This window comes from uncultured Cellulomonas sp. (assembly GCF_947494015.1).
Lineage (GTDB): Bacteria > Actinomycetota > Actinomycetes > Actinomycetales > Cellulomonadaceae > Pengzhenrongella.
Map to the genome: position 1 here is coordinate 103,161 of NZ_CANLTL010000005.1, position 24,069 is coordinate 127,229.

Consider the following 24,069-nt stretch of genomic DNA (forward strand, 5'->3'; position numbering starts at 1 on the left):
GCGCTGATCCTGTGTGCCCGCGCCGCCCGTGATGGCGAGTCGCCCGGCACGCCGCAGACGAGGTAGTGACCCGAGCAGAGATGAGCAGCAACGTGGTGTACGCGATTGTGAAGGCTGGCGGCCGCCAGGAGAAGGTCGCCGTCGGCGACGTCGTCGTCGTCGACCGTCGGGCCGAGCAGGCCGGCGCCACCGTCACGCTGCCCGCGCTGCTGCTCGTGGACGGGGAGACGGTGACGCACGACGCCGCGGCGCTGGCCAAGGTCACGGTCACCGCGGAGGTCGTCCGGGACGAGAAGGGCCCGAAGATCGAGATCCTCAAGTACAAGAACAAGACGGGCTACAAGGTCCGCAAGGGCCACCGTCAGCAGCTGACCCGGCTGCGGGTCACCGGCATCTCCTGAGCCGTTCCCGCGGGTGTCCCGCGGGTCCTCCGTCCTCCCCTCGTAGCACGAAAGCAGGTTCGACATGGCACACAAGAAGGGCGCAAGCTCCTCTCGCAACGGCCGCGACTCCAACGCGCAGCGACTGGGCGTCAAGCGCTTCGGTGGCCAGGTCGTCAGCGCCGGTGAGATCATCGTCCGCCAGCGCGGCACCCACTTCCACCCCGGCAACAACGTCGGCCGCGGTGGGGACGACACCCTGTTCGCGCTGACCCCGGGTGCGGTCCAGTTCGGCACCCGTCGGGGCCGCAAGGTCATCGACATCGTCGAGGCGTAGTCGCACGCAGCACGCAGCAGCACACACGGAGGGGCGCACCGGTTGCGGTGCGCCCCTTCGTCGTCCGGCGGGACGCCCGGCGGGACCCCCGGGACCTCGCTCGACGCAGAGGCCGGACGCGTCCGGGCCGCCGCCCGGGGGACTCCGGGACACCAGAGACGAAGGGGAGTGAACCGTGGCGACATTCGTCGACCGGGTCGTGCTGCATGCCACCGGGGGTGACGGTGGCCACGGCGTGGCGTCCATCCGGCGGGAGAAGTTCAAGCCGCTGGCCGGGCCCGACGGCGGCAACGGCGGCAACGGGGGCAGCGTGGTCCTCGAGGTGGACCCGCAGGTCACCACGCTGCTGCAGTTCCACCACTCCCCGCACCGGCACGCGCCGTCGGGCACGCAGGGGATGGGGGACTACCGCCAGGGCGCGACCGGCGAGGACCTCGTGCTCGCGGTGCCGGACGGCACGGTCGTGAAGTCGCCGTCGGGCGAGGTCCTCGCCGACCTGGTGGGCGCCGGGTCGCGCTACGTGGTGGCGCCCGGCGGCCACGGCGGGCTGGGCAACTTCTCGCTCGCCTCGCCACGCCGCAAGGCGCCCGGGTTCGCGCTGCTGGGCGAGCCGGGGGAGAGCCGGGACGTCGTCCTGGAGCTCAAGACCATTGCCGACGTCGCCCTCATCGGGTATCCCAGCGCCGGCAAGTCGAGCCTCGTCGCGGCGATGTCCGCGGCCCGCCCCAAGATCGCCGACTACCCGTTCACCACCCTCGTGCCGAACCTCGGCGTGGTGCAGGCGGGGGACGCCCGGTTCACGGTCGCGGATGTGCCTGGGCTGATCCCGGGCGCGAGCGAGGGAAAGGGTCTGGGCCTGGAGTTCCTGCGGCACATCGAGCGCTGCGCCGTGCTGGTGCACGTGCTGGACTGCGCGACCCTCGAGCCGGGCCGTGACCCGCTGAGCGACCTCGACGTGATCGAGCACGAGCTCGCGGCGTACGGCGGTGACGTCGGCATCGAGGGTGGTCGCGTGCCGCTCGTGGAGCGGCTGCGCATGGTGGTGCTGAACAAGGTCGACGTGCCGGAGGCCCGCGAGCTCGCGGACCTGGTCCGTCCCGACCTGGAGGCGCGGGGCCTGCGCGTGTTCGAGGTCTCGGCGGTCAGCCACGAGGGGCTGCGGCCGCTGACCTTCGCCCTGGCCGAGCTCGTCGAGCAGTCGCGCCGCGAGGCGCCGGCGCCCGAGCCGACCCGGACGGTCCTGCGCCCCCGGGCGGTCGACGAGGCCGGCTTCACGGTCACCCGCCGCGAGGAGGGCGACCACGTGTACTTCCAGGTCCGGGGCACGAAGCCCGAGCGCTGGGTCCGCCAGACCCAGTTCTCCAACGACGAGGCCGTGGGCTACCTCGCCGACCGGCTGGCCCGGATCGGGGTCGAGGACGCGCTGTTCAAGGCCGGTGCCGTGGCCGGCGCCGAGGTCGTCATCGGCGACGGGGACAGCGCCGTCGTCTTCGACTGGGAGCCGACCCTGATGACCGGCTCGGAGCTGCTCGGCGGGCCACGCGGGACCGACCTGCGGCTCGAGGACTCCTCGCGCCCCACCCGGTCCGACAAGCGCCGGGAGTACAAGGAGCGCATGGACGCCAAGACCGAGGCCCGGCAGGAGCTGTGGACGGAGCGCGAGGCCGGTCTGTGGACCGACGACGACGCGCGGTCGTCCGCCGGCTCGGCCACCGGGACGGACCCGGACCCGGCCGCGGACGACGGCCGGTAGGTCCGCGTCGCTCGCGCCACGCACCGGGTCGGCCGCGCGTCCAGTCGGCGGACCGGCGCGGCTGGCCGCGTCGGCCGCGAGAGGATGCCCCCCGTGAGCGCAGCACTGCAGATCAGCGGGCGGGCCGACCTGCCCGGCGCCGGCCGGGTCGTCGTCAAGGTCGGGTCGTCGTCGCTGACCGGCGCCGACGGCCGCCTCGACCCCGGTGCGCTGCGCCGCCTGGTGGACGTCCTCGCCGCGCGGCGCGCCGCCGGGGGACAGGTGGTTCTGGTCTCCTCCGGGGCCATCGCCGCGGCGCTCGGCCCGCTCGGGCTGACCTCGCGCCCGCGCGACCTCGCGACCGCGCAGGCCGCCGCGTCGGTGGGGCAGGGGCTGCTCGTCGCCCACTACACCGAGGCGTTCGGCCGGCACGGGCTGCGCGTCGGCCAGGTGCTGCTGACCGCCGAGGACACCATCCGGCGCGGGCACTACCGCAACGCGCAGCGGGCGCTGACCCGTCTGCTCGACCTGGGCGTGGTGCCGGTCGTGAACGAGAACGACACCGTCGCCACCGACGAGATCCGTTTCGGTGACAACGACCGGCTGGCCGCCCTGGTGTCCCACCTCGTCCGGGCGGACGCGATGGTGCTGCTGACCGACGTCGACGCCCTCTACGACGGACCGCCGTCGCGGCCCGGTGCCCGCCGGATCACCGAGGTGACCGGCCCCGGCGATCTCGAGGGGGTGGAGGTGACCGGGCGCGGCAGCGCGGTCGGCACCGGCGGCATGCTCACCAAGCTGGACTCGGTCGCGATCGCGACGGCGTCCGGCATCCCCGTCCTGCTGACCTCCGCCGTCCAGGCGGCCGACGCCCTGGCCGGCCGCGAGGTCGGGACCTGGTTCGCCGCGACCGGCCGTCGCCGCTCCACCCGCCTGCTGTGGCTCGCGTACGCCGCGCGCAGCCACGGCCGTCTCGTGCTCGACGACGGAGCGGTGCGGGCCGTCAGCGGTGGGCTGGCCTCCCTGCTGCCCGCCGGGGTCGTGCGGGTCGAGGGCGACTTCGAGGCCGGCGACCCGGTGGACCTGATCGGCCTGGACGGGCGCACGGTGGCGCGCGGCCTGGTGTCCTACGGCGCCGGGGAGCTGCCCGGGTTGCTCGGCCGCTCGACGTCGGCGCTGCGGGCCGAGCTCGGCCCCGGCTACGACCGGGAGGTCGTGCACCGCGACGACCTCGTGCTGGTCCGCCGCCCCTCCCGCTGACCATCCCGCCCTCCGCACCCCGGCGCCCCCCACCCCCCCACCCCCCGTCGCACCGCACGCGCTGCCGCGACCCGCCGAGTGCGACGAAATGGACCGATGACGGCGCCCCAGCGGTCCATTTCGTCGCACTCGACGACGCGACCCTGCCGGGTGAGACGTCGTGGACCGATCACGGCGCCCCGGCGGTCCACTCCGTCGCACTCGGCGGGGAGGGGTCGGGTGGGTCGGGACTACCCTGGAGCCATGACGACGCTGACCGATCCCTCGAACGCGCCCGCGCCCGGGACCGACGTCACAGCAGCCGACACGGCGGCCGCCGGGTCGGCCGCGACCAGCGGCGTCCACCCGTCGGACGCCGTGCGCGACGCCGTCCTGGACGCCGCCCGCCGCGCCCGCGTCGCCGCCCGCGCCCTGGCCACCGCGACCCGCGCGACCAAGGACGCCGCGGTGCTCGCGCTGGCCGATGCCCTGGTCGCCGCGACCGACGAGATCGTCGCCGCCAACGCCGACGACCTGCGCCGCGGACGCGAGAACGGGACCTCCGAGGGCCTGCTGGACCGGCTGGCGCTCACCCCGGAGCGGATCGTCGCGATCGCGGACGCGCTGCGCCAGCTGGCGGCCCTGCCGGACCCGGTCGGGGAGGTCGTGCGCGGCTCGACGCTGCCCAACGGTCTGCGGCTGCGGCAGGTCCGGGTGCCCATGGGGGTGGTCGGGATGATCTACGAGGCTCGCCCGAACGTCACGGTCGACGCGGCCGGGCTCGCACTCAAGAGCGGCAACGCCGTCATCCTGCGCGGTGGCTCGGCCGCGGCCCGGTCCAACGAGGTCATCGTCTCGGTGCTCTCGCGCGCCCTCGTCGGCCAGGGTCTGCCCGCGGACGCCGTGCAGTCCATCGACGCTCACGGTCGCGCCGGCGCGGTCGCGCTGATGCACGCCCGCGGCCTGGTCGACCTGCTGGTGCCACGCGGCGGAGCCGACCTCATCCAGACCGTGGTGCGTGAGTCCACCGTCCCCGTCGTCGAGACGGGGACCGGCAACTGCCACGTGTACGTCGACGCGTCCGCCGACCCGGCCATGGCGCTCGGCATCCTGCTCAACTCCAAGACGCAGCGCACCGGGGTGTGCAACGCCGCGGAGACGCTGCTCGTGCACGCCGACGCCGCCCCGACGTTCCTGCCCGCCGCGCTGGCCGCACTGGCCGACGCGGGCGTCGTCCTGCACGGCGACGAGCGGACCGCCGCGCTGGCCCCCGACGGCGTGGCGGTGCTCCCCGCCACGGACGACGACTGGGCCCGGGAGTACCTCGCCCTGGAGATCGCGGTCGGCGTGGTGGACGACCTCGGCGCCGCCATCGAGCACATCCGCCGGTGGACGTCCGGCCACACCGAGGCGATCGTCACCCGCGACCTCGGCTCGTCCGAGCGCTTCGTCGCCGAGCTGGACTCGGCGGCGATCATGGTGAACGCCTCCACACGGTTCACCGACGGCGGCCAGCTCGGGCTGGGCGCCGAGATCGGCATCTCGACCCAGAAGCTCCACGCCCGGGGCCCGATGGGGCTGGCGGAGCTGACGACCACCAAGTGGATCGTCCAGGGCGAGGGTCACGTCCGCGCCTGACCGCACCGCATGCCAGACTGGTCATCGGTCCGTGGGCAGGTGCCCCGTCGACGCGAACCACACCACCAGGAGGATGACGTGAACGCTGCCCTGAGGCTCTCGGCGGAGGTCACCGAGCACGCGAACGAGCTGCCGGTCGACCCCGTCGTGTACGGGGTGGGTGGCTTCGGTGCTCTCGTCGCACTGCTGCTCGTGACCTACGCGTTCCGCAGCGTGGGGTCGCGCCACTGAGCGTCCAGGCCGCCGGTTCGCCCGTGGAGCAGCGGCGCCCCCGCATCGGGGTGATGGGTGGCACGTTCGACCCGGTCCACCACGGGCACCTCGTGGCGGCCAGCGAGGTCGCCGCGCGGTACGCGCTCGACGAGGTCGTGTTCGTGCCGACGGCGATGCCGGTGTTCAAGCAGGAGCAGCGCGTCTCCCCGCCCGAGGACCGCTACCTCATGACGGTGATCGCGACCGCGTCCAACCCCCGGTTCACCGTCAGCCGCGTCGACATCGACCGCGGCGGCGTGACCTACACCGTGGACACCCTGCGCGAGCTCGCGGCGTCCCGGCCCGACGCCGACCTGTTCTTCATCACCGGGGCCGACGCGCTCGAGCAGATCCTGCGCTGGAAGGACGCCGACGAGGTGTTCCGGATGGCCCGGTTCGTGGGCGTGACCCGCCCGGGCCACCACCTGTCGCTGGACGGGCTGCCGGCCGACCGGGTCAGCGAGCTCGAGATCCCCGCGCTGGCCATCTCGTCGACGGACATCCGGGTGCGGGCGGCCGCGGGGCAGCCGGTCTGGTATCTCGTGCCGGACGGCGTGGTGCAGTACATCGCGAAGCACGGCCTGTATCGGGGGCACGACGATGAGTAACGAGGTCGGCGAGCGACGGCGGCGCCGCGAGCTCGAGCGCGCGCGAGAGCAGGCGACGGCCGGTGGGGCGGCCGCCCCGGGTGACGGCACCGGCACACGCGAGGAGACCGCCGGGGCGCCGTCGTCCGCCGGCGACGGTCAGGCGCCCGCGCCCGCGCCCGCGTCCGCCGGACCGGGCACGTCCGACCCGGTGGGTGCGGCCCCCGCGCACCCGGCCACGTCCGACCGCCCCGCGGGGGACGCCGAGGACGCGCCCCGGCCGACGTCCCGCCGGGAGCTGCGCGAGCGCGAGCGCCGGCTCGCGGCGCAGACCGGTCAGCAGCCCGTGGTCGACGCCGCCCCGGCCGCGCGGGCGGGGCGTGCGGAGCCGAGCCGGCACGCCGTCGCACCGGCGCCCGGGAGCGACCCGGCGACCGGACCGCTGCCCCCCGGTGGCCCGCGCGCCGATGCCGGCACCCCGGTCGTGCCGGCCGGTTCCGACGCCTCGCCCGACGCGCGTCCCGGCAGCACCACGGCGACGGCGCGGGCGAGCGACCCCGACGCGCAGACCCGCCCGGGCCCCTCGGCGACGCCGGGCGACGGGGACGCCGGCACCCCGGGTGACCGCGACACGCCGATCCGCCCGGGCACCACGGCTCGGGGGGCCACCGCATGGAACCCGCTGCGACGACTCGTGCGCCGGGGGCCGGCTGGGCCGCCCACGCCACGTCCGGACAGCGACACCGGCGCGACCGCGCCGACGACGCCGACCGCGCCGACCGCGCCGACCGCGCCGACCGCGCCGACTGCGCAGCCAGGCGCGCCGACCGCGCCACCGGGTGTGCCGGCCCAGCGCGGCGGCCCCCGAGCCCAGCCGTCGGCATCCACCACCGCGCCCTCCCCCCGACCGTCACCTCCCGCACCGGTCGACGCTCCGACCGATCCGCCGGCCGACCCGCGGGCCGACGCACCCGCCGGCCCGGCGCGTGCCGCCACCATCTGGCCGGCGATCACCGCACCCGACGCGCGGCCGGCGGCGACCGCGCCGCCGGCCACGACCCCGGCCACGACCCCGGCCACGACCCCGGCCACGGCGCCGATCCCCGGCTCGGCCGCCGTGGGAGCTCCGGCGACCGGACCGGTCGTCCCGGACCGGGTCCCCCGGCCGGCGGGCCCGGTCGGGGCGACCGACGACGCGGCCGACGTCACCAGCCCCGGCCCCCGCGCCGAGGACCTCGACGACACGCCCGAGGAGCCGCACCGCTACACGGTCAAGCACCTCCTCGCGCTCGCGGTCGTCGCGTTCGTGCTCGCCTTCCTCATCTGGTCCCTCGTCACCGGCGCGACCGACTCCGGTGCGACCAGCGCCGCGTGGCCCGCCACCATCTCGCTGCCGGAGCACCCGGCCGCACACCTAGGAGAACTGTGACCGCCACCGACCGTGCCGTGGAGCTCGCGATCACCGCAGCCCGCGCGGCCTCCGACCTCAAGGCCGACGAGATCATCGCCCTGGACGTCAGTGAGCAGCTCGTCCTGACGGACGTCTTCCTCATCGCCTCCGGCACCAACGAGCGGCAGGTCTCGGCCATCGTCGACGCCGTCGAGGAGGCGCTGCACCGAGCCGGGGTCAAGGCGATCCGCCGCGAGGGCAAGAGCGAGGGCCGCTGGGTCCTGCTCGACTTCGGCGACATCGTGGTGCACGTCCAGCACGCCGAGGACCGCGTCTACTACGCGCTCGAGCGGCTCTGGAAGGACTGCCCCGTGGTCGAGCTCCCCGCAGACGCTCGTGGCGGGGACGGCGGGACGGGCACCGCGGAGTGACCGCCGGGACCGTGCTGCTGTGGCGGCACGGCCGCACGGCGCACAACCTCGCGCTGCGGCTCCAGGGACAGGTCGACATCCCGCTCGACGACGTCGGCCACCGCCAGGCGGCCGCGGCCGCGGCCGCGCTGGCCGAGACGGTCACCGTGGACGCGATCGTCACCTCCGACCTGGGCCGCGCCCGCGCGACCGCGGCGCACCTCGCGGACCGCGTCGGCCACCGGCCGGTCGTGGACGCGCGGCTGCGGGAGCGCAGCTTCGGCGACTGGGAGGGGCTGACCGGGGAGGAGATCTCCGCCCGCTGGCCCGAGCAGTTCACGGCGTGGCGGACCGGGGGAGAGCCCGAGGGGGTCGGTGCCGAGACGCGCGCCGTCGTCGCCGAGCGCATGGTCGCGGCGGTGACCGAGCACGCCGGCCGGCTGGAGTCGGCGCAGACCCTGGTCGTCGTCGCGCACGGTGCGGCGATCACGCTCGCCGTGACGGCGCTGCTGGGGCTCGACCCGCTGTGGCGGGGCATCGCCGGCCTGACCAACGCGCACTGGTCCGAGCTGCGTCGCAACCCGTCCGGGGTGGAGCCGGGGTGGCGCCTGTTCGGTCACGACCTCGGGCCGTCGACGTCGATCGCCGAGTGGAACGCGGGCACCGCGCTGGACGCGGTCGCGGGCCTGACCGCCGACGTCGGCGCTCCCGCGGACGCGTGACCGGCGCCACGTCGGCGCCGATTGGCTTTCCGCCCTGGACCTGACCTAGACTTCACGGGCGCCGCAAGGCGTGACGGGGCTGTGGCGCAGCTGGTAGCGCACCTGCATGGCATGCAGGGGGTCAGGGGTTCGAATCCCCTCAGCTCCACCCGTAAGCGCTGGTCAGTGGCCACGTCGGGATCCTGGACACAGGAGCCGGACGTGGCCACTGGACATTTTATGGACACTTATCGCCCGCACCTCGACCCGGCGGGCCGGTGTCTCGGGCCGCCTGGACGAGGTTGGGCCGCTCGGCGCCTACCTGCCCGTATGGACGCTGATGTGCAGTCGCCCACACCGGCGACGATGACCCTGGCCGAGCTCGCCGACCACCTGTCGGTCACCCCGCAGGCGCTGTACGACCTGCGCTCCAAGGGCCGTGGCCCCCGGGGCTTTCGGGTCGGGCGCCAGCTGCGCTTCCGACCGGCCGAGGTCGAGGCGTGGATCGCCGGGCTCGAGGCCGCCGACGGCGCCCGCCACCGCCGGCGCGCAAGCACGTGAGCCGCGGGCGCCCACGCACCGCGATCGGCACCTTCGGTGAGATCGCCGTGACTGACCTGGGAGGTCGCTACCGGGCACTGACCCGCTACCGCGACCTGGACGGCCGGCTGCGCAAGGTGACCGCGGTCGCGGGAACGCCGCGAGCGGCGCAGGCGCGGCTCAAGGCGCGGCTGACCGACCGGCCGGGGTACGGCAGCGGGGGAGTGCTGGGCGTGGCCAGCGGCTTCGGCGAGCTCTGCGAGCTGTGGCTGGTCGACCTGCAGCTGCGGGACATCTCCGAGGGCACCAAGACCAACTACCGCGACGACCTGCGCCTGCACGTGCGGCCCGCGTTCGACGCCTACACCCTCGGCGAGGTCACCACCGGCCGCGTCGAGTGGTTCCTCAAGCGCCAGGCAGCCACCTCCTACTCCCGCGCGAAACACCTGCGGACGCTGCTGAACCAGATGTTCGCCTTCGCGCTGCGGCACGACGCGCTTCCTCGCAATCCCGTCGAAGGCACCTCGCCCTTGGCCCGGCCTAGGCACCTCGTCCACGCCCTGACCCTCGAACAGGTCCAGGCCCTGCGTGCCGCCGCCGCGTCCTGGCGCACCGGACCCAACGTGAAGGGCCCCAAACCAGACGGGAAGGTCCGCGACATCTGCGAGGTGCTGCTAGGCACTGCCCTGCGGCCGGGCGAGGTGCTCGCGCTGCGGCCCTGCGACGTCACCGAGACCACCGCCGGCATGGTCATCCACGTGCAGGGCACCGTCGTGCGCCGGACCGGGGTGGCCGACTTCCGCCAGGACCACCCCAAGACGGACGCCTCCAACCGCCGCGTGGCCGTGCCAGAGTTCGCCGCCGAGGTCCTTCGCCGGCGGCTCGCCACCATGGGAGCCGGTGAGCAGGAGCTCACGATCTTCCATAATAGCCACGGGCACGTCCTGACACTGCACAACCTGCGACGGACCTTCCGGGAGTTCGTCAAGGACGCGGGCCTGGACGGCCTGGGGATCACACCGCGCTGGTACCGCCGCACCGGCGCAACCGTCATCGCGCGCGGGCTGGGCCTGGACGCCGCAGCGGCGGTTCTCGGGCACACCAGCACTGCTGTGACTCAGGGGCACTACGTGGCCGTCGACCCCACCGTCGACCATGCGCCGGCACACGTTCTTGATCTGACACTGCGGTCAGCCCATCCCGACGGGCGACTGCTGCGGTCGCCGGCCGGCGACCACGAGGAGACCCTGCTGGAGCAAATCGACGACGGTGACGAGGAGGTCGGCCAACTATGACCTCGTGCGTCGGCGGTCGGGCAGCTCTCATACCCGAGGGCTATGGGGTCGCGGCTCCGGGCGGCGCAGACGCCGGCCGACGGGTCACGTCGAGCTCCGCGCCGGCCTCAGACCAGGTCGCCCCGGCGGCGCGGAGAACCGGTCCCAGCAGCGCGACCCGCGCGTCCGCGCGTTGCCGCTCGAGCACCGCGCTGCGGGCAGATCCTGAGCCGCCGCCGCGCGGACTGCGGCGGCGGGGCTGAACCGCCCCGGCTTCCATGGCAGCACCCACGAGGTGCCCCGACGAGCTTTGGGAGCGAGCGATCCGGATGGCGCTAGAGGCGCGGCGTGACCCTGAGACTAAGGTCGGCGCGCTGCGGCGGATCGGTGAGCAGCTGGCATCTACCCCGAGACGTTGTGGACCTGGGTAGAAGAGGACGAGGTCGACGCCGGGGACCGGCCCGGGACCACGACGTCGGACGCCCAGCGGTTGGTTGAGCTCGAGCGGGAGACCCGCGAGCTGCGGCGGTCGAACGCGATCCTGCGGTCGGCTTCGGCGTTCTTCGCGGCGGAGCTCGACCGCCCACAGCGGTGATCGTCGACTACTGACCGTCGTCACGTTGCGCCCGGCGTCGGAACGGGACGGGCGCGACGAGGTGGCGCCGCTCCGGCCGTGGTCTGTGCCTCGCAAGAGGCCAAGGTCCCGGGCCGGGGCGCCGGCGTCCGCCAAAATTCGCTGCCGGTGCGCGTTGACAGGCGAGATCGGCCGGCCGCGTGACACGGGGTGTGACATTCGCCTGACGACTCCTTGACCCGCTGCTAGGTTCGCCGCACCCGCTGAGTCGATGTGCAGGGCTGAAGCAATGAGACGGGGTATCACGGTGGCGTCGGAGCAGGGTCAGACACGAGCCGTCGGAGTCGACGGTGAGGCGCCACCAGGAGCCGCACGGATGCTGCTGCTGGCGACAGTCGGTTTCGGCGTGAACTTCTGGGCCTGGGCGTTGATCAGCCCGCTCGGCGCGGCCTACCGCGAGCAGCTCGACCTCACCGGGTTTCAGCAGTCCGTGCTCGTGGCGGTGCCCGTCCTCGTAGGCTCGGTCGGCCGGATCCCGGTCGGGGCGCTGACCGACCGCGTCGGAGCCCGCGTGATGTTCCCGCTGGTCAGCCTGGTGACCGTGCTGCCGGTGCTGTTCGTCGGGTTGGTCGCGGACAGCTTCACCGCGATGCTGGTCGGTGGCTTCTTCCTCGGCCTGGGCGGCACCGCGTTCGCGATCGGCGTCCCGCTGGTCAACGCGTGGTACCCGCCGGCGCGGCGCGGGACTGCGCTGGGGATCTTCGGCATCGGCATGGGTGGCACCGCCATCTCCGCGTTCACCACGGTCCGCCTCTCCGACAACGTCGGCCCCGAGGCGCCGTTCCTGATCGTCGCGGGCGTGCTGGTGATCTTCGCCGCGGTCGCCGCCGCCCTGCTGCGCGACGCTCCTGGGCGTGTCGCATCCCCGGGTTCGTTCCTAGCCCGCACCTGGTCCACGGCGAAGCTCCCCGCCACCGGTCAGCTCTCAATCCTGTACGCGGTGGGGTTCGGAGGCTTCGTCGCCTTCAGCGTCTACCTGCCGACCTACCTCATCAACGCCTACGGCCTCACGCCCGGCGACGCCGCCATGCGCACCGCAGGCTTCGTCGTCCTCGCGGTGGTGATGCGTCCGGTCGGGGGGTGGTTGTCCGACCGGTGGGACCCGATCGGCGTCCTCGTCGCGTCTTTCGTCGGAGCGGCGCTCCTCGCCGGCCTAGCGGCGCTCGAGCTCGAGTTGCTGCCCGCAGGGACCGTCGCGTTCCTCGGTCTGGCCGCCCTGCTGGGCGCATCCTCCGGTGCGACGTTTGCGCTTGTCGCGCGCCTCGCTCCGCCAGAGAAGGTCGGTGCAGTGACGGGTCTGGTCGGTGCCGCAGGCGGTCTGGGGGGGTTCGTCCCGCCGCTCGTGATGGGCGCGGTCTTCGACGTCAGCGGCGACTACAGCCTCGGTCTCGCGCTGCTCGGCGTCGTCTGCCTAGGCGCCGCGGCGCTCACGCGAGGGCCAGTCCGCCGCTCGGCCCGGACCGCATGACTCCTGCTATCTCGCCAGCATGTACGTCCGTCGAATGCCGAGAGGACCCAGCACCGTGACCCTCCAGGAAGACGCCCCCCGATCCGGACCCCGCATGGACGGGGACGTCACCGAGGCGTTGCTGAAGACGCGCCGCTTCCTCACCAAGGCGAAGGTCTCCGACGACCTGCGCACGCTGCACCAGATCGGCGGCCGCGACGCGGACTCCTTCTACCGGGACCGGTGGAGCCACGACAAGGTCGTCCGTTCCACCCATGGCGTGAACTGCACGGGCTCCTGCTCGTGGAAGGTGTACGTCAAGGACGGGATCATCACCTGGGAGTCGCAGCAGACCGACTACCCGTCCGTCGGCCCGGACAGTCCGGAGTACGAGCCCCGCGGGTGCCCGCGCGGCGCCGCGTTCAGCTGGTACACGTACTCGCCCACCCGAGTCCGGTACCCGTACGCCCGCGGCCTGCTCCTGGACATGTACCGCGAAGCCCGGGCCCGGCTCGGTGACCCCGTCGAGGCATGGGCCAGCATCGTCGACGACCCCGAGAAGTCCCGCCGCTACAAGGCGGCCCGCGGCAAGGGCGGCCTCGTGCGGACCTCGTGGGAGGAGGCGACCGAGATGGTCGCCGCCGCCCAGGTGCACACCATCCGCCGCTACGGGCCGGACCGGATCGCCGGCTTCTCGCCGATCCCCGCGATGTCGATGGTGTCCCACGGTGCCGGCGCCCGGTACCACTCGCTCATCGGGGCTCCGATGCTGTCCTTCTACGACTGGTACGCCGACCTGCCGGTCGCCTCGCCGCAGGTGTTCGGGGACCAGACCGACGTCCCGGAGTCGGGGGACTGGTGGGACGCCGGTTACCTCATCATGTGGGGCTCGAACGTGCCGGTGACCCGGACCCCGGACGCGCACTGGATGATCGAGGCGCGCTACCGCGGCCAGAAGGTGATCGCCGTCTCCCCGGACTACGCCGACAACGTCAAGTTCGCCGACGAGTGGCTCGCGGTGCAGCCCGGCACCGATGGCGCGCTGGCGATGGCGATGGGCCACGTCACGCTCAAGGAGTTCTTCGTCGACCGGCAGGTGCCGTACTTCACCGACTACGTCTCGAAGTTCACCGACCTGCCGTTCCTGGTCCGGCTCGAGGAGCACGACGGCGTCCGAGTGCCAGGCAAGTTCCTCACCGCCAAGGACCTGCCGGGCGCGGAGGCGACGAGCGAGAACGCCGCGTTCAAGACGGTGCTGATGGACGCCCGCACCGGGATGCCGGTCGTGCCGGGCGGGTCGCTCGGGCACCACTACGGCGACGCCGGCGCCGGGCACTGGAACCTGGAGCTCGGCGACGTCGAGCCGATGCTCAGTGCTGGCGGCGCAGTCGTCGGCGAAGCCGGTCACGGGGAGTCTGTCGAGATCGAGCTGCCCCGCTTCGACACCTTGGACGGCACCGCGTCCACCATCCGGCGTGGCGTGCCCGTGCGACGCGTCGGCGAGCACCTGGTCACCACGGTGCTCGACCTCCTCCTCGCCCAGTACGGGGTCGGCCGAGAGGGCCTGCCGGGCCAGTGGCCCACCGGGTACGACGACGCCTCGAGCCCGTGCACCCCTGCCTGGCAGGAGCAGTTCACCGGCGTGCCGGCCGCGAAGGCGGAGCGGATCGGACGCGAGTTCGCGGCGAACGCCGAGGAGTCCCGCGGCAGGTCGATGATCCTCATGGGGGCGGGCACCAACCACTGGTTCCACTCCGACACGATCTACCGGGCGTTCCTCACGCTGACCACCCTGACCGGGTGCCAGGGCGTCAACGGAGGTGGGTGGGCACACTACGTCGGGCAGGAGAAGGTTCGGCCGGTCACCGGGCAGCAGATGTACGCGACCGCCAGCGACTGGGCCCGGCCGCCGCGCACGATGATCCAGACTGCGTACTGGTATCTGCACACCAACCAGTTCCGCTACGACTCCTTCGGCGCGGACACCCTGTCCGCTGCTACCCCCGGTACGGGCGACCTGGCGGGCAAGACCACCGCCGACGTCATCGCCCAGTCCGCGCGGATGGGATGGATGCCGTCCTACCCGACGTGGGACCGCAGCCCCTTGCAGGTCGCCGACGACGCCGACGCCGCGGGTCTGCCCGTCGGGGAGTACGTGCCGCGCGAGCTGAAGGAGGGGCGCCTGCGGTTCGCCGCCGAGGACCCCGATGACCCGGAGAACTTCCCCCGGGTGCTGACGGTGTGGCGGGCGAACCTGCTCGGGTCGTCCGGCAAGGGCAACGAGTACTTCCTGCACCACCTGCTCGGGACCGACTCCAACCTGCGGGCGAGCGAGGCGCCGCCGGGGGCCCGACCCCGGGACGTGGTCTGGCGCGACCAGGCGCCCAGCGGCAAGCTCGACATGCTGCTGTCGATGGACTTCCGGATGACGAGCACGACGATCTACTCCGACGTCGTGCTGCCGGCGGCCACCTGGTACGAGAAGCACGACCTCAACACCACGGACATGCACCCGTTCGTGAACTCGTTCAGCCCGGCGATCGCGCCGCCGTGGCAGACCCGCACCGACTTCGACATCTTCCACACCATCGCCCAGGCGTTCAGCCGCCTCGCGATCACCCACCTCGGGGTGCGCAAGGACGTCATGGCGGTCCCGCTCACGCACGACACCCCGGACGAGATGGCCAACCCGCACGGCCGCGTGCAGGACTGGAAGACCGGGGAGTGCGAACCCGTGCCCGGCCGCACCATGCCCAAGCTCGTCGTCGTCGAACGCGACTACGGCGCGGTCGCAGCGAAGCTCGCGACCCTCGGCCCCCTCGCCGACAGCCTGGGCCTGACGACCAAGGGCGTCACGTTCGACGTCGGCACGGAGGTGGACTACCTGGCCCGCAAGAACGGCACGGCCCGGGTCGGCCCCGGCAAGCCGGGGTCGGTGGCCGACGGGCGCCCCCTGCTGAGCCGCGACGTGCACGTGTGCGAGGCGATCCTGGCGCTGTCCGGGACGACCAACGGACGCCTCGCCGTCCAGGGCTTCCACACCCTGGAGAAGCGCACCGGCACGCTCATGGCCGACCTGGCCGCGGAGCACGAGGGCAAGCAGGTCACGTTCGCCGACACCCAGGCGGCGCCGACGACCGTCATCACGTCGCCGGAGTGGTCCGGGACCGAGCACGGCGGGCGGCGGTACTCGCCGTTCACCATCAACGTCGAACGGCTCAAGCCATGGCACACCCTCACCGGACGCCAGAGCTTCTACCTCGACCACGACTGGATGATCGAGCTGGGCGAGGGCCTGCCGGTGTTCCGACCGCCGCTGAACATGCAGGCGCTGTTCGGCGAGACGGTGATCGGGGACACCGCCGAGGTCGACGGGACCGGGACGCTCGGGGTGACGGTGCGGTACCTGACCCCGCACAACAAGTGGTCGATCCACTCCGAGTACCAGGACAACCTCTTCATGCTGTCGCTGTCCCGCGGTGGCCCGAGCGTCTGGATGAGCAACCTGGACGCCGACAAGGTCGGGATTCGCGACAACGACTGGATCGAGGCGGTCAACCGCAACGGCATCGTGGTCGCCCGCGCGATCGTCTCGCATCGGATGCCCGAGGGGACGGTGTACATGTACCACGCCCAGGATCGGCTCATCGACGTCCCCAAGACGGAGGTGACCGGCAAACGAGGCGGGATTCACAACTCGCTGACCCGGCTCCTGATCAAGCCGAGCCACCTCATCGGCGGGTACGCCCAGCTGTCCTACGCGTTCAACTACCTCGGCCCCACGGGCAACCAGCGCGACGAGGTCACCGTCATCCGTCGGCGTAGCCAGAAGGTGGAGTACTGACATGCGCGTGATGGCTCAGATGGCGATGGTCATGAACCTCGACAAGTGCATCGGGTGCCACACGTGCTCGGTGACCTGCAAGCAGGCGTGGACCAACCGCACCGGCACCGAGTACGTCTGGTTCAACAACGTCGAGACCCGCCCCGGGCAGGGGTACCCGCGCACCTACGAGGACCAGGACAAGTGGGAGGGCGGCTGGACGCTGAACAAGCGCGGCCGGCTCCAGCTCAAGGCCGGCGGCCGGCTGAAGAACCTGCTGACCATCTTCTCAAGCCCCAAGATGCCCTCCCTGGACGAGTACTACGAGCCGTGGACCTACGACTACGAGAACCTCACCAACGCGCCGCTGGGCGAGCACACCCCGGTCGCCCGGCCCAAGTCCCTGATCAGCGGGCAGGACATGAACGTCACCTGGAGCGCCAACTGGGACGACGACCTGGGCGGGGCGCCGGAGCTGACCATGGCGGACCCGGTGCTGGCGAAGATCTCCGACAAGGTCAAGCTCGAGTTCGAGCAGACCTTCATGTTCTACCTGCCGCGCATCTGCGAGCACTGCCTCAACCCCTCGTGCGCGGCGTCGTGCCCGTCGGGGGCCATCTACAAGCGGTCCGAGGACGGCATCGTCCTGGTCGACCAGGACGCGTGCCGGGGGTGGCGCAAGTGCGTCACGGGGTGCCCGTACAAGAAGGTCTACTTCAACCACAAGACCGGCAAGGCTGAGAAGTGCACGTTCTGCTACCCCCGCATCGAGGTCGGTCTGCCGACCGTCTGCTCCGAGACGTGCGTCGGGCGGCTGCGCTACATCGGTCTGATCCTGTACGACGCCGACCGGGTGCTGGAGGCGGCGTCCGTCACCGACGAGCGCGAGCTGCTCGCCTCCCAGCGCCGCGTGTTCCTCGACCCGAACGATCCCGAGGTGCAGCGCGAGGCGGAGCGCGCAGGCATCTCGCGGGACTGGGTCCAGGCAGCGCAGCGTTCGCCGATCTGGGCGCTGATCAACACCTACGAGGTGGCGCTGCCCCTGCACCCCGAGTACCGGACGCTGCCGATGGTTTGGTACATCCCGCCGCTGTCGCCGGTGGTCGACGTCGTGGGAGAGACAGGGGAGGACTCCGAGGACTCCGGCAACCTGTTCGCGGCCATCGACACCCTGCGGATCCCGGTCGAGTACCTCGCGGAGCTCTTCACCGCGGGCGACCCGGAGCCCGTGACCGCGGTGCTCAAGCGGCTCGCGGCGATGCGGTCCTACATGCGTGACATCAACATGGGGCGGGCGCCGAACCCCTCGATCCCAGCCGCGGTCGGCATGGAGGAAGGGACGATGTACGAGATGTACCGCCTCCTCGCTCTGGCCAAGTACGACGAGCGGTACGTCATCCCGCCGTCCCACGTCGAGCAGGCGCACGGCTTGGAGGAGCTCGCGACCGAGTGCAGCCTCGACTACGACGGCGGCCCGGGCATGGGCGGGTCGGGCCCGTTCGGCGAGGGCTCGGGGGTGAACGACCCGATCGCCGTGGAGAACTTCCACATGCTCAAGCAACGGCAGACCACCGACACCGTGGCGGACCCGGCGTCGCGCAAGGCGCGGGTCAACCTCCTCAACTGGGACGGCAAGAGCGCGCCCGCGGGCATGTTCCCCCCGCGGCCCGGTCCCGACGGGGCGAACCTGCGTGAACCGGACAGCGTCGGGGACGCAGGGCTGGTGCAGCCACGACCGGCCGGCGGAAGCGTGCCGGGCCCGGCCGGGTCGGGCACCGACCCGATCCCACCAGGTGGCGACTGGCTGGGTGGTGACGGCCCCGGCACTCAAGGGCCCGGCGGTCCGGGTGAGCCCGGCGACACAGGCGCATCCGGGACGGGGCCGCGGCTGTGAACCGGGCGGCGCGCACCGCCGCGGCCAAGCGGGTGGCGAGCCGGGACCAGGCCGTCGTGCACCGCGTCGCGGCGTTGACGATCGAGTACCCGACGGTCGAGCTGATCGACATGCTGCCCTCGCTCCGGGCTGCGCTGGCTGGGCTCGAGCGGGGCAGCGAGCACCTGTCAGTCCCCCTCGAGGGGCTGCTCGACCATCTGGGCTCGCGGCCCCTGACTGAGCTCGAGGCGCAGTACGTCACGACGTTCGACCTTGCCCGTCGGCGGTCGCTGTACCTCACGTACTACGCCTACGGCGACACCCGTAAGCGTGGGCTCGCCCTGGTGCAGTTCAAGCAGGCGTTCCGCAACGCGGGTTTCGACCTCGCCGCGGATGAGCTGCCCGACCACCTCGCGGTCGTGCTCGAGTTCGCGTCGACCGGAGACACCGCTGCGCAGGAGGCCGGTCTGCGCCTGCTCCTGGAGCACCGCGCCGGCCTGGAGCTGCTCCGGCTCGCGCTGCTCGACCTCGGCTCGCCCTACGCCGGGGCGCTGATCGCAGTCAGCGCCACGCTGCCGCCGCTGGCCGGACCGGACCGAGAGGCCGTGGCCCGCCTCGCGGCCGAGGGCCCCCCGGGCGAGGAGGTCGGCCTCGAGCCGTTCGCCCCCCCGTCGTACATGCCCGACACAGGAGCCCGCCGATGACCCCCACCGCCGACATCATCTTGTGGGTCGTGATCCCGTACGTGTGCCTGGCGTTCTTCGTCCTCGGCCACGTATGGCGCTACCGGTACGACAAATTTGGCTGGACCACCCGGTCCTCCCAGCTGTACGAGAGCCGCCTGCTCCGTTGGGCGAGCCCGATGTTCCACTTCGGTATCCTCGCCGTGTTCCTCGGCCACGTCATGGGCTTGGGCATCCCCAAGTCCTGGACCGAGGCCGTGGGCATGAGCGAGGAGATCTACCACTTCCTTGCGGTCAGCATCGGCGCTGTGGCCGGGGTGTGCACCGTGCTGGGGCTGGTCCTGCTGATCTACCGCCGCCGCACGGTCGGCCCGGTGTTCCGGGCGACCACCCGGATGGACAAGGTCATGTACCTGTTCCTCGCCGTGGTCATCTTCCTGGGCCTGTGGAACACGATCGCCGGCTCGGTGCTCAACCTGGGCGGCCACTACGACTACCGCGACGGCGTGTCCGTGTGGTTCCGCGGGATCTTCCTGCTCGACCTGCACCCCGAGCTGATGGCCGAGGCACCGATCGGGTTCCAGCTGCACGGCATGACCGCCATGCTGCTGTTCGCCCTGTGGCCGTTCACCCGCCTGGTGCACGTGTTCAGCGCACCTGTCGGCTACATGTGGCGGCCGTACGTCGTCTACCGGTCGCGGTCGGACCGGCTCGGGTCACGTGCGGGCCGACGCGGGTGGGAGCGAGTAGAGCGCAGGCGCGAGACGTCCACGCGACTGTAGGTGGCACCCCGGTGGGGGAGCAGGCGGTCGCAGACCACTCCGGTACGGGTCTCAGTGCGCGATGGCGGCTTCGAGCAGCGCCTGCGGGACACGCTGAGGTGATGCCGGCAACGAGGACTAAGCCGGTGCGTGCCTGCGGTCACCGACGCGTCGGACTGCAGCTTTCGCCGCCTCCATGACAAGGAAGATGACCACGGCGAGGGCCGCGGTGAGTGTCCAGCTGTGCAGGCCGATGGGGGCAGAGTCGAACCACCGATTCATGAACGGTGCGTAGGTGAAGACGAGTTGCAGGGCGATCAGGGCGCCGGCGGAGATCCACAGGCTGCGGTTGCCGGTGAGGACGCGCACGGTGAAGGCGGACCCGTTGAGCAGGCGGCAGTTGAGCAGGTAGGCGAGCTGGCCGAGGGCCAGCATCATCACTGCGGAGGTCTGCGCGACGGCGTCGTCGCCGGTGCGGTCCCGTTCGAGGAGGAAGACGAGGAGGGTGGCACCGCCGATGACGAGCGAGGCGATGAGGATCACCGCGATGGCGCGGCCGGACAGCACCTGCTCGGTGGAGGACCGAGGTCTGCGCTGCATGATGCCGGGCTCGGCGGGCTCCCCCGCGAGGGTGAGGGAGAGGGTGAGCGCGGTGATGAGGTTGATCCACAGGATCTGCACGGGCGTCAGGGGCAGCGTCATCCCGGTCAGGACGGCGGTGAGGATGACCAGCGACTGGGCGCCGTTGGTGGGCAGCAGGAACACCACCGCCTTGCGGATGTTGTCGTAGATCCGCCGGCCTTCCTCGACGGCGCGTTCGATAGTTGCGAAGTTGTCGTCGGCCAGGACGACGTCGGCTGCCTCCTTGGTGGCCTCGGTACCCTTGATGCCCATGGCGATGCCGACGTCCGCCCGGGTGATGGACGGTGCATCGTTGACGCCGTCGCCAGTCATGGCCACGACCTCGCCGTGCCACTGCAGGGCGCGCACGATCCGCAGCTTGTGCTCCGGCGAGGTGCGGGCGTAGACGTCGACGTCGCGCACCACCTCACGCAGCGCGTCGTCGTCCATGGCCTGCAGCTGGGAGCCGGTCAGCGCGCGGACCTCGCCCTGCGAGGGAACCAGGCCGAGCTCACGGGCGATCGCGGTCGCCGTGCCGGGGTGGTCGCCGGTGATCATCTTGACCCGGATGCCGGCGGCGTGTGCCTCGGTGATCGCGGCGGTGGCCTCCGGCCTCGGTGGGTCGACGATGCCGACGACCCCGAGGAACGTCAGGCCTCGGTCGAGGTCGCCCAGCGTGATGTCGTCGGCCCCGTCGGCCGGGCGGACGGCCGCGGCCAGGACGCGCAGCCCCTGGCCGGACAGCGCATCGATGCGCGCCTCCCAGGCAACACGGTCCAGCGGCACGAGCCCGCCGTCCGCGCCCTGCTCGGTGGCCGCTCGGTCCAGCAGCCGGCCTGGGGCACCGACCACGTGCACGACACGCGTCGCGCCGCCCGGCCCGGTCCCGTCCGGCAGGTCGTCCAGGGTCGCGGCGAACTTGTGGGCGGACTCGAACGGCACCGCACCGACGCGGGTGCCGCCACCGCTCGCCGCGCCGGCCTTCGCGGCCAGCACCACCAGGGCGCCCTCGGTCGGCTGGCCGACGACGCGCCACCCGTCGTCGGTCTGCTCGACCTGGGCGTCGTTGCACAGCGCGGCGGCGCGGACGAACGCAGCGAGGTCGGGGTGCGCATCCAACCGAGCGGTCGCGCCGTCGGCGGTGACGACCCGGCCGACGGGGTCGTACCCGGCGCCCTCGACGGTGTACGAGCCCGCAACCGTGACCACGGTGCGAGCGGTCATCTCGTTCTGGGTCAGCGTGCCGGTCTTGTCTGAGCAGATCGTCGTGGTGGAGCCGAGCGTCTCCACGGCCTCCATCTTGCGGGTGATCGCGTTGCGCCGGGCCATCTGCTGCACGCCGAGCGCGAGCGTGATCGTCACCAGCGCGGGCAACCCCTCCGGTACCGCAGCGACCGCGAACCCGATGGCCGCGGAGATCAGCTCGTCGACGCCGAGGCCGTGGACGAAGCGGCCGACGAGCAGCATGACGACGGCCAGCACGCCGATGAGGACCGACAGCTGCGTTCCCAGATGCGCCAGCTGCCGCGCCAGTGGCGTGTCGATCGCTTCCTGCTCGGTGACGAGCGCGGAGATGCGGCCGATCTCCGTGTCCCGCCCCGTCGCGACGACCACCGCCTCGCCGGTCCCGGCGGTCACGATCGTCCCGGAGAACAGCATCGACGCCCGGTCACCCACACCCGCGTCGGCGTCGACGACGTCGGCGGACTTTTCCGCCGGCACCGACTCACCGGTCAGCGCCGACTCGTCGACCTGCAGCTCGGCCGAGGTGAGCACCCGCACATCGGCCGGCACCCGATCGCCGCTACGCACCCGGACGACGTCTCCGACCACCAGGGTCACGGCGTCGACCACCACCCAGTCCCCGTCGCGCCGGATCTGCGCGTTCGACGACTGCATCCGGCGCAGCCCGGCCAGGGCGGACGCGGCCCGGCCCTCCTGGATGAACCCGATCAACCCGGTCGCGACGATCACCACGACGATGACGGTGAAGTCCACCCAGTCGCGGGTGATCGCCTTGAGCACCGCGGCCGCGATGAGGATGTAGATCAGCACGTCGGCGTACTGGCTCAGGAGCCGCTTGAGCACCGACGGCTGAGGTGGCGCGGGCAGCTCGTTGCGGCCGTCTCGCGCCAGCCGCGCCTCGGCGTCGCGCCCCGTCAACCCCTCCGGCGAGCCGACGACGGCCCGCAGCACCTCCTCACCCCGGAGCGACCACGGCGTGGGCAGCGTCTGCGTGGGGGAGGAGTCAGGTGCAGTGGTCGACACAGGGTGGCTACTTTCCAGGCTGCCTGATGCGGGGGCAGTTCATCGCTCGCCACCGAGTGCTGGCGTTGTCGCTGGTGCGGAGGCGAGCACGGGAACTTCCTGGTGCCGGCCCTGGCACGAGCTACCTGGGCCGTCGGTAGTTGTCATGCCTTGACGACGGTCAGGAGCACGGCTGCGTCTTCCATCGCTTCAAGGCTGTGGCGGGAGTCCGGGACGATCAGAAGATCTCCGGTCGAACCCTCCCAGGATGCGTCTGCGGCCACCAGCCGCACCCTTCCGTGCAGGACGTGAACCGTGGCCTCGCCCGGGTTCTCGTGCTCGTTGAGCGACTGGCCGGCGATCAACGCGATGAGGGTCTGGCGCAGGTGGTGCTCGTGGCCGCCGTAGACGGTGGAGCTGCTGCGTCCGCTCGGGGCGGTGGTCGCGAGCTTGATCTGCTGGCGGGCAAGGGCTGTCAGCGACAGTTTCAGCATGTGTGGGGTGTCCTGTCCGGTGGTCACGAGGCGGGTGCGTGGAGCATCTCCAGGACGATCTTGCCGGTGGCGTGGCCGTCCTCCACGGTAGCGATGGCTTCGCCGGCCCGCTCCAGTGGGTAGAGGGCGGAGATGTGGGGGTCGACGAGGTCGTACTCGATGACGCCGGTGATCTTGGCCATCGCCTGGGGGGTGCGTACGAGGCCTGTACCGCCGAGCTCGGTGGCAGTGGCGGGGTCCGCGGCGGAGATGATCCTCGTGGGGTCGGCGACGAGGTCGGCGACCTCGCGGAGCGCCTCGCCGCCGACGAGGTCGAGGATGAGGTCGACCCCGTCCGGGGCGGCCTGGCGGGCCCGGTCGGCGACGCCGTCGCCCGAGGGGACGAAGGTGGCGCCGGTGGACTCGACGACTTTCCGCTTGGACTCGCTGGCGATGCCGATGACGGTGAACTCGTGGACGCGCCCGATCTGGGCGACCATGAGGCCCACGCCGCCACCGGCGCCGATGACCAGCAGCTTCTGCCCGGGTTCGAGCTCGATCTGGTGGGTGGCGTCGTAGGCGGCGGCTGCTGCGACGGGGATGGTGGCGGCGTCGGCGAAGGAGATCTCCTCGGGTTTGGCCACCGCGTCGGTGGCGCGCACGATCGTGTGCTCGGCGAAGGCGCCGTGGCCGGGGGCGGCCAGGCCGAGGATCTCCTGGCCCACCGTGAAGTCGTGGACGTCGGCGCCGATCGCGGTGACCACACCGGAGAGCTCGTGGCCCATGGGGGCCGGTAGCGGCTGGTCGGTGCCGTGGCGATCGGCGCGGGTCTTCCAGTCGGCGGGGTTGACCCCCGCGGCGCGGACCTGCACGGCGAGCTCGCCGGCGCCCGGGTGGGGCTCGGGGCGGTCGATGAGCTCCTGGGCCTCGGGGCCGCCGAACTCGGTGAAGACGTACACCTTGGACATGGGGAGTGCCTCCTTCTTCTCGCGATCGGACCTAGACGCGTGAGCCCGCCGGCGGCGTT

The 24,069-nt window shown here is 72.4% G+C and carries 21 protein-coding genes and 1 tRNA gene; 19 read left to right on the forward strand and 3 right to left on the reverse strand.

Annotation, left to right across the window (positions count from 1 at the left end):
• Positions 1-92 precede the first annotated feature (92 nt).
• The 19 genes from rplU to narI all read left to right on the forward strand — a co-directional run bounded on the left by rplU (position 93) and on the right by narI (position 19,722).
• On the forward strand, positions 93-401 hold the full coding sequence (rplU, locus tag Q0840_RS07350; protein WP_298458530.1) for a 50S ribosomal protein L21: 309 nt from the start codon (positions 93-95) through the stop codon (positions 399-401).
• A gap of 64 nt (positions 402-465) precedes the next feature.
• On the forward strand, positions 466-717 hold the full coding sequence (gene rpmA, locus Q0840_RS07355) for a 50S ribosomal protein L27 (RefSeq protein WP_298458125.1): 252 nt from the start codon (positions 466-468) through the stop codon (positions 715-717).
• 175 nt (positions 718-892) lie between these two features.
• Positions 893-2,470 carry a GTPase ObgE gene (obgE, locus tag Q0840_RS07360; protein ID WP_298458128.1) on the forward strand — a complete coding sequence of 526 codons (1,578 nt, stop codon included), beginning with the start codon at positions 893-895 and terminating at the stop codon, positions 2,468-2,470.
• An 84-nt stretch (positions 2,471-2,554) separates the two neighbouring features.
• Positions 2,555-3,709: a glutamate 5-kinase gene (gene proB / locus Q0840_RS07365; protein ID WP_298458129.1), complete on the forward strand. Its 1,155-nt coding sequence runs from the start codon at positions 2,555-2,557 to the stop codon at positions 3,707-3,709.
• A gap of 243 nt (positions 3,710-3,952) precedes the next feature.
• Complete coding sequence (locus tag Q0840_RS07370; protein WP_298458130.1) at positions 3,953-5,326, forward strand: glutamate-5-semialdehyde dehydrogenase; 1,374 nt, start codon at positions 3,953-3,955, stop codon at positions 5,324-5,326.
• Between the two features lie 78 nt (positions 5,327-5,404).
• Positions 5,405-5,557: a hypothetical protein gene (locus Q0840_RS07375; RefSeq protein WP_298458133.1), complete on the forward strand. Its 153-nt coding sequence runs from the start codon at positions 5,405-5,407 to the stop codon at positions 5,555-5,557.
• Positions 5,558-5,580: 23 nt separating this feature from the next.
• Positions 5,581-6,186: a nicotinate-nucleotide adenylyltransferase gene (gene nadD, locus Q0840_RS07380; RefSeq protein WP_298458135.1), complete on the forward strand. Its 606-nt coding sequence runs from the start codon at positions 5,581-5,583 to the stop codon at positions 6,184-6,186.
• Complete coding sequence (locus Q0840_RS07385) at positions 6,179-7,594, forward strand: hypothetical protein (protein ID WP_298458137.1); 1,416 nt, start codon at positions 6,179-6,181, stop codon at positions 7,592-7,594. The genes nadD and Q0840_RS07385 overlap by 8 nt, the downstream gene beginning before the upstream one ends.
• Positions 7,591-7,986, forward strand: coding sequence for a ribosome silencing factor (gene rsfS, locus Q0840_RS07390; RefSeq protein WP_298458139.1), 396 nt, complete (start codon positions 7,591-7,593; stop codon positions 7,984-7,986). Before Q0840_RS07385 ends, rsfS begins: the two co-directional genes overlap by 4 nt.
• Complete coding sequence (locus Q0840_RS07395; protein ID WP_298458142.1) at positions 7,983-8,687, forward strand: histidine phosphatase family protein; 705 nt, start codon at positions 7,983-7,985, stop codon at positions 8,685-8,687. The genes rsfS and Q0840_RS07395 overlap by 4 nt, the downstream gene beginning before the upstream one ends.
• A gap of 75 nt (positions 8,688-8,762) precedes the next feature.
• Positions 8,763-8,835, forward strand: a tRNA-Ala gene (locus Q0840_RS07400).
• 197 nt (positions 8,836-9,032) lie between these two features.
• Positions 9,033-9,227, forward strand: a complete 195-nt coding sequence (locus Q0840_RS07405; RefSeq protein WP_298458144.1) for an AlpA family transcriptional regulator — start codon at positions 9,033-9,035, stop codon at positions 9,225-9,227.
• 47 nt (positions 9,228-9,274) lie between these two features.
• Positions 9,275-10,501, forward strand: a complete 1,227-nt coding sequence (xerC, locus tag Q0840_RS07410; RefSeq protein WP_298458147.1) for a tyrosine recombinase XerC — start codon at positions 9,275-9,277, stop codon at positions 10,499-10,501.
• 394 nt (positions 10,502-10,895) lie between these two features.
• A complete protein-coding gene (locus Q0840_RS07415; RefSeq protein ID WP_298458150.1) occupies positions 10,896-11,075 on the forward strand; it encodes a hypothetical protein in 180 nt (59 codons plus the stop codon).
• A gap of 355 nt (positions 11,076-11,430) precedes the next feature.
• Positions 11,431-12,582, forward strand: a complete 1,152-nt coding sequence (locus Q0840_RS07420; RefSeq protein ID WP_298458153.1) for an MFS transporter — start codon at positions 11,431-11,433, stop codon at positions 12,580-12,582.
• Between the two features lie 94 nt (positions 12,583-12,676).
• Positions 12,677-16,405 carry a nitrate reductase subunit alpha gene (locus Q0840_RS07425; RefSeq protein WP_298458532.1) on the forward strand — a complete coding sequence of 1,243 codons (3,729 nt, stop codon included), beginning with the start codon at positions 12,677-12,679 and terminating at the stop codon, positions 16,403-16,405.
• 1 nt (position 16,406) lies between these two features.
• Entirely contained in the window at positions 16,407-18,278 is a 1,872-nt protein-coding gene (narH, locus tag Q0840_RS07430; protein ID WP_298458155.1) for a nitrate reductase subunit beta, read from the forward strand.
• Positions 18,275-18,961: a nitrate reductase molybdenum cofactor assembly chaperone gene (gene narJ / locus Q0840_RS07435; RefSeq protein WP_298458157.1), complete on the forward strand. Its 687-nt coding sequence runs from the start codon at positions 18,275-18,277 to the stop codon at positions 18,959-18,961. The genes narH and narJ overlap by 4 nt, the downstream gene beginning before the upstream one ends.
• Positions 18,958-19,722: a respiratory nitrate reductase subunit gamma gene (narI, locus tag Q0840_RS07440; RefSeq protein WP_298458159.1), complete on the forward strand. Its 765-nt coding sequence runs from the start codon at positions 18,958-18,960 to the stop codon at positions 19,720-19,722. The genes narJ and narI overlap by 4 nt, the downstream gene beginning before the upstream one ends.
• 117 nt (positions 19,723-19,839) lie before the next feature.
• On the opposite strand, the gene Q0840_RS07445 is transcribed toward narI, so the two are convergent.
• The 3 genes from Q0840_RS07445 to Q0840_RS07455 form a co-directional block, all read right to left on the reverse strand.
• A complete protein-coding gene (locus Q0840_RS07445) occupies positions 19,840-22,590 on the reverse strand; it encodes an HAD-IC family P-type ATPase (RefSeq protein ID WP_298458162.1) in 2,751 nt (916 codons plus the stop codon).
• 143 nt (positions 22,591-22,733) lie between these two features.
• A complete protein-coding gene (locus Q0840_RS07450; RefSeq protein WP_298458534.1) occupies positions 22,734-23,063 on the reverse strand; it encodes a cupin domain-containing protein in 330 nt (109 codons plus the stop codon).
• Between the two features lie 23 nt (positions 23,064-23,086).
• A complete protein-coding gene (locus tag Q0840_RS07455) occupies positions 23,087-24,010 on the reverse strand; it encodes an NADP-dependent oxidoreductase (RefSeq protein ID WP_298458164.1) in 924 nt (307 codons plus the stop codon).
• Positions 24,011-24,069: the final 59 nt, after the last annotated feature.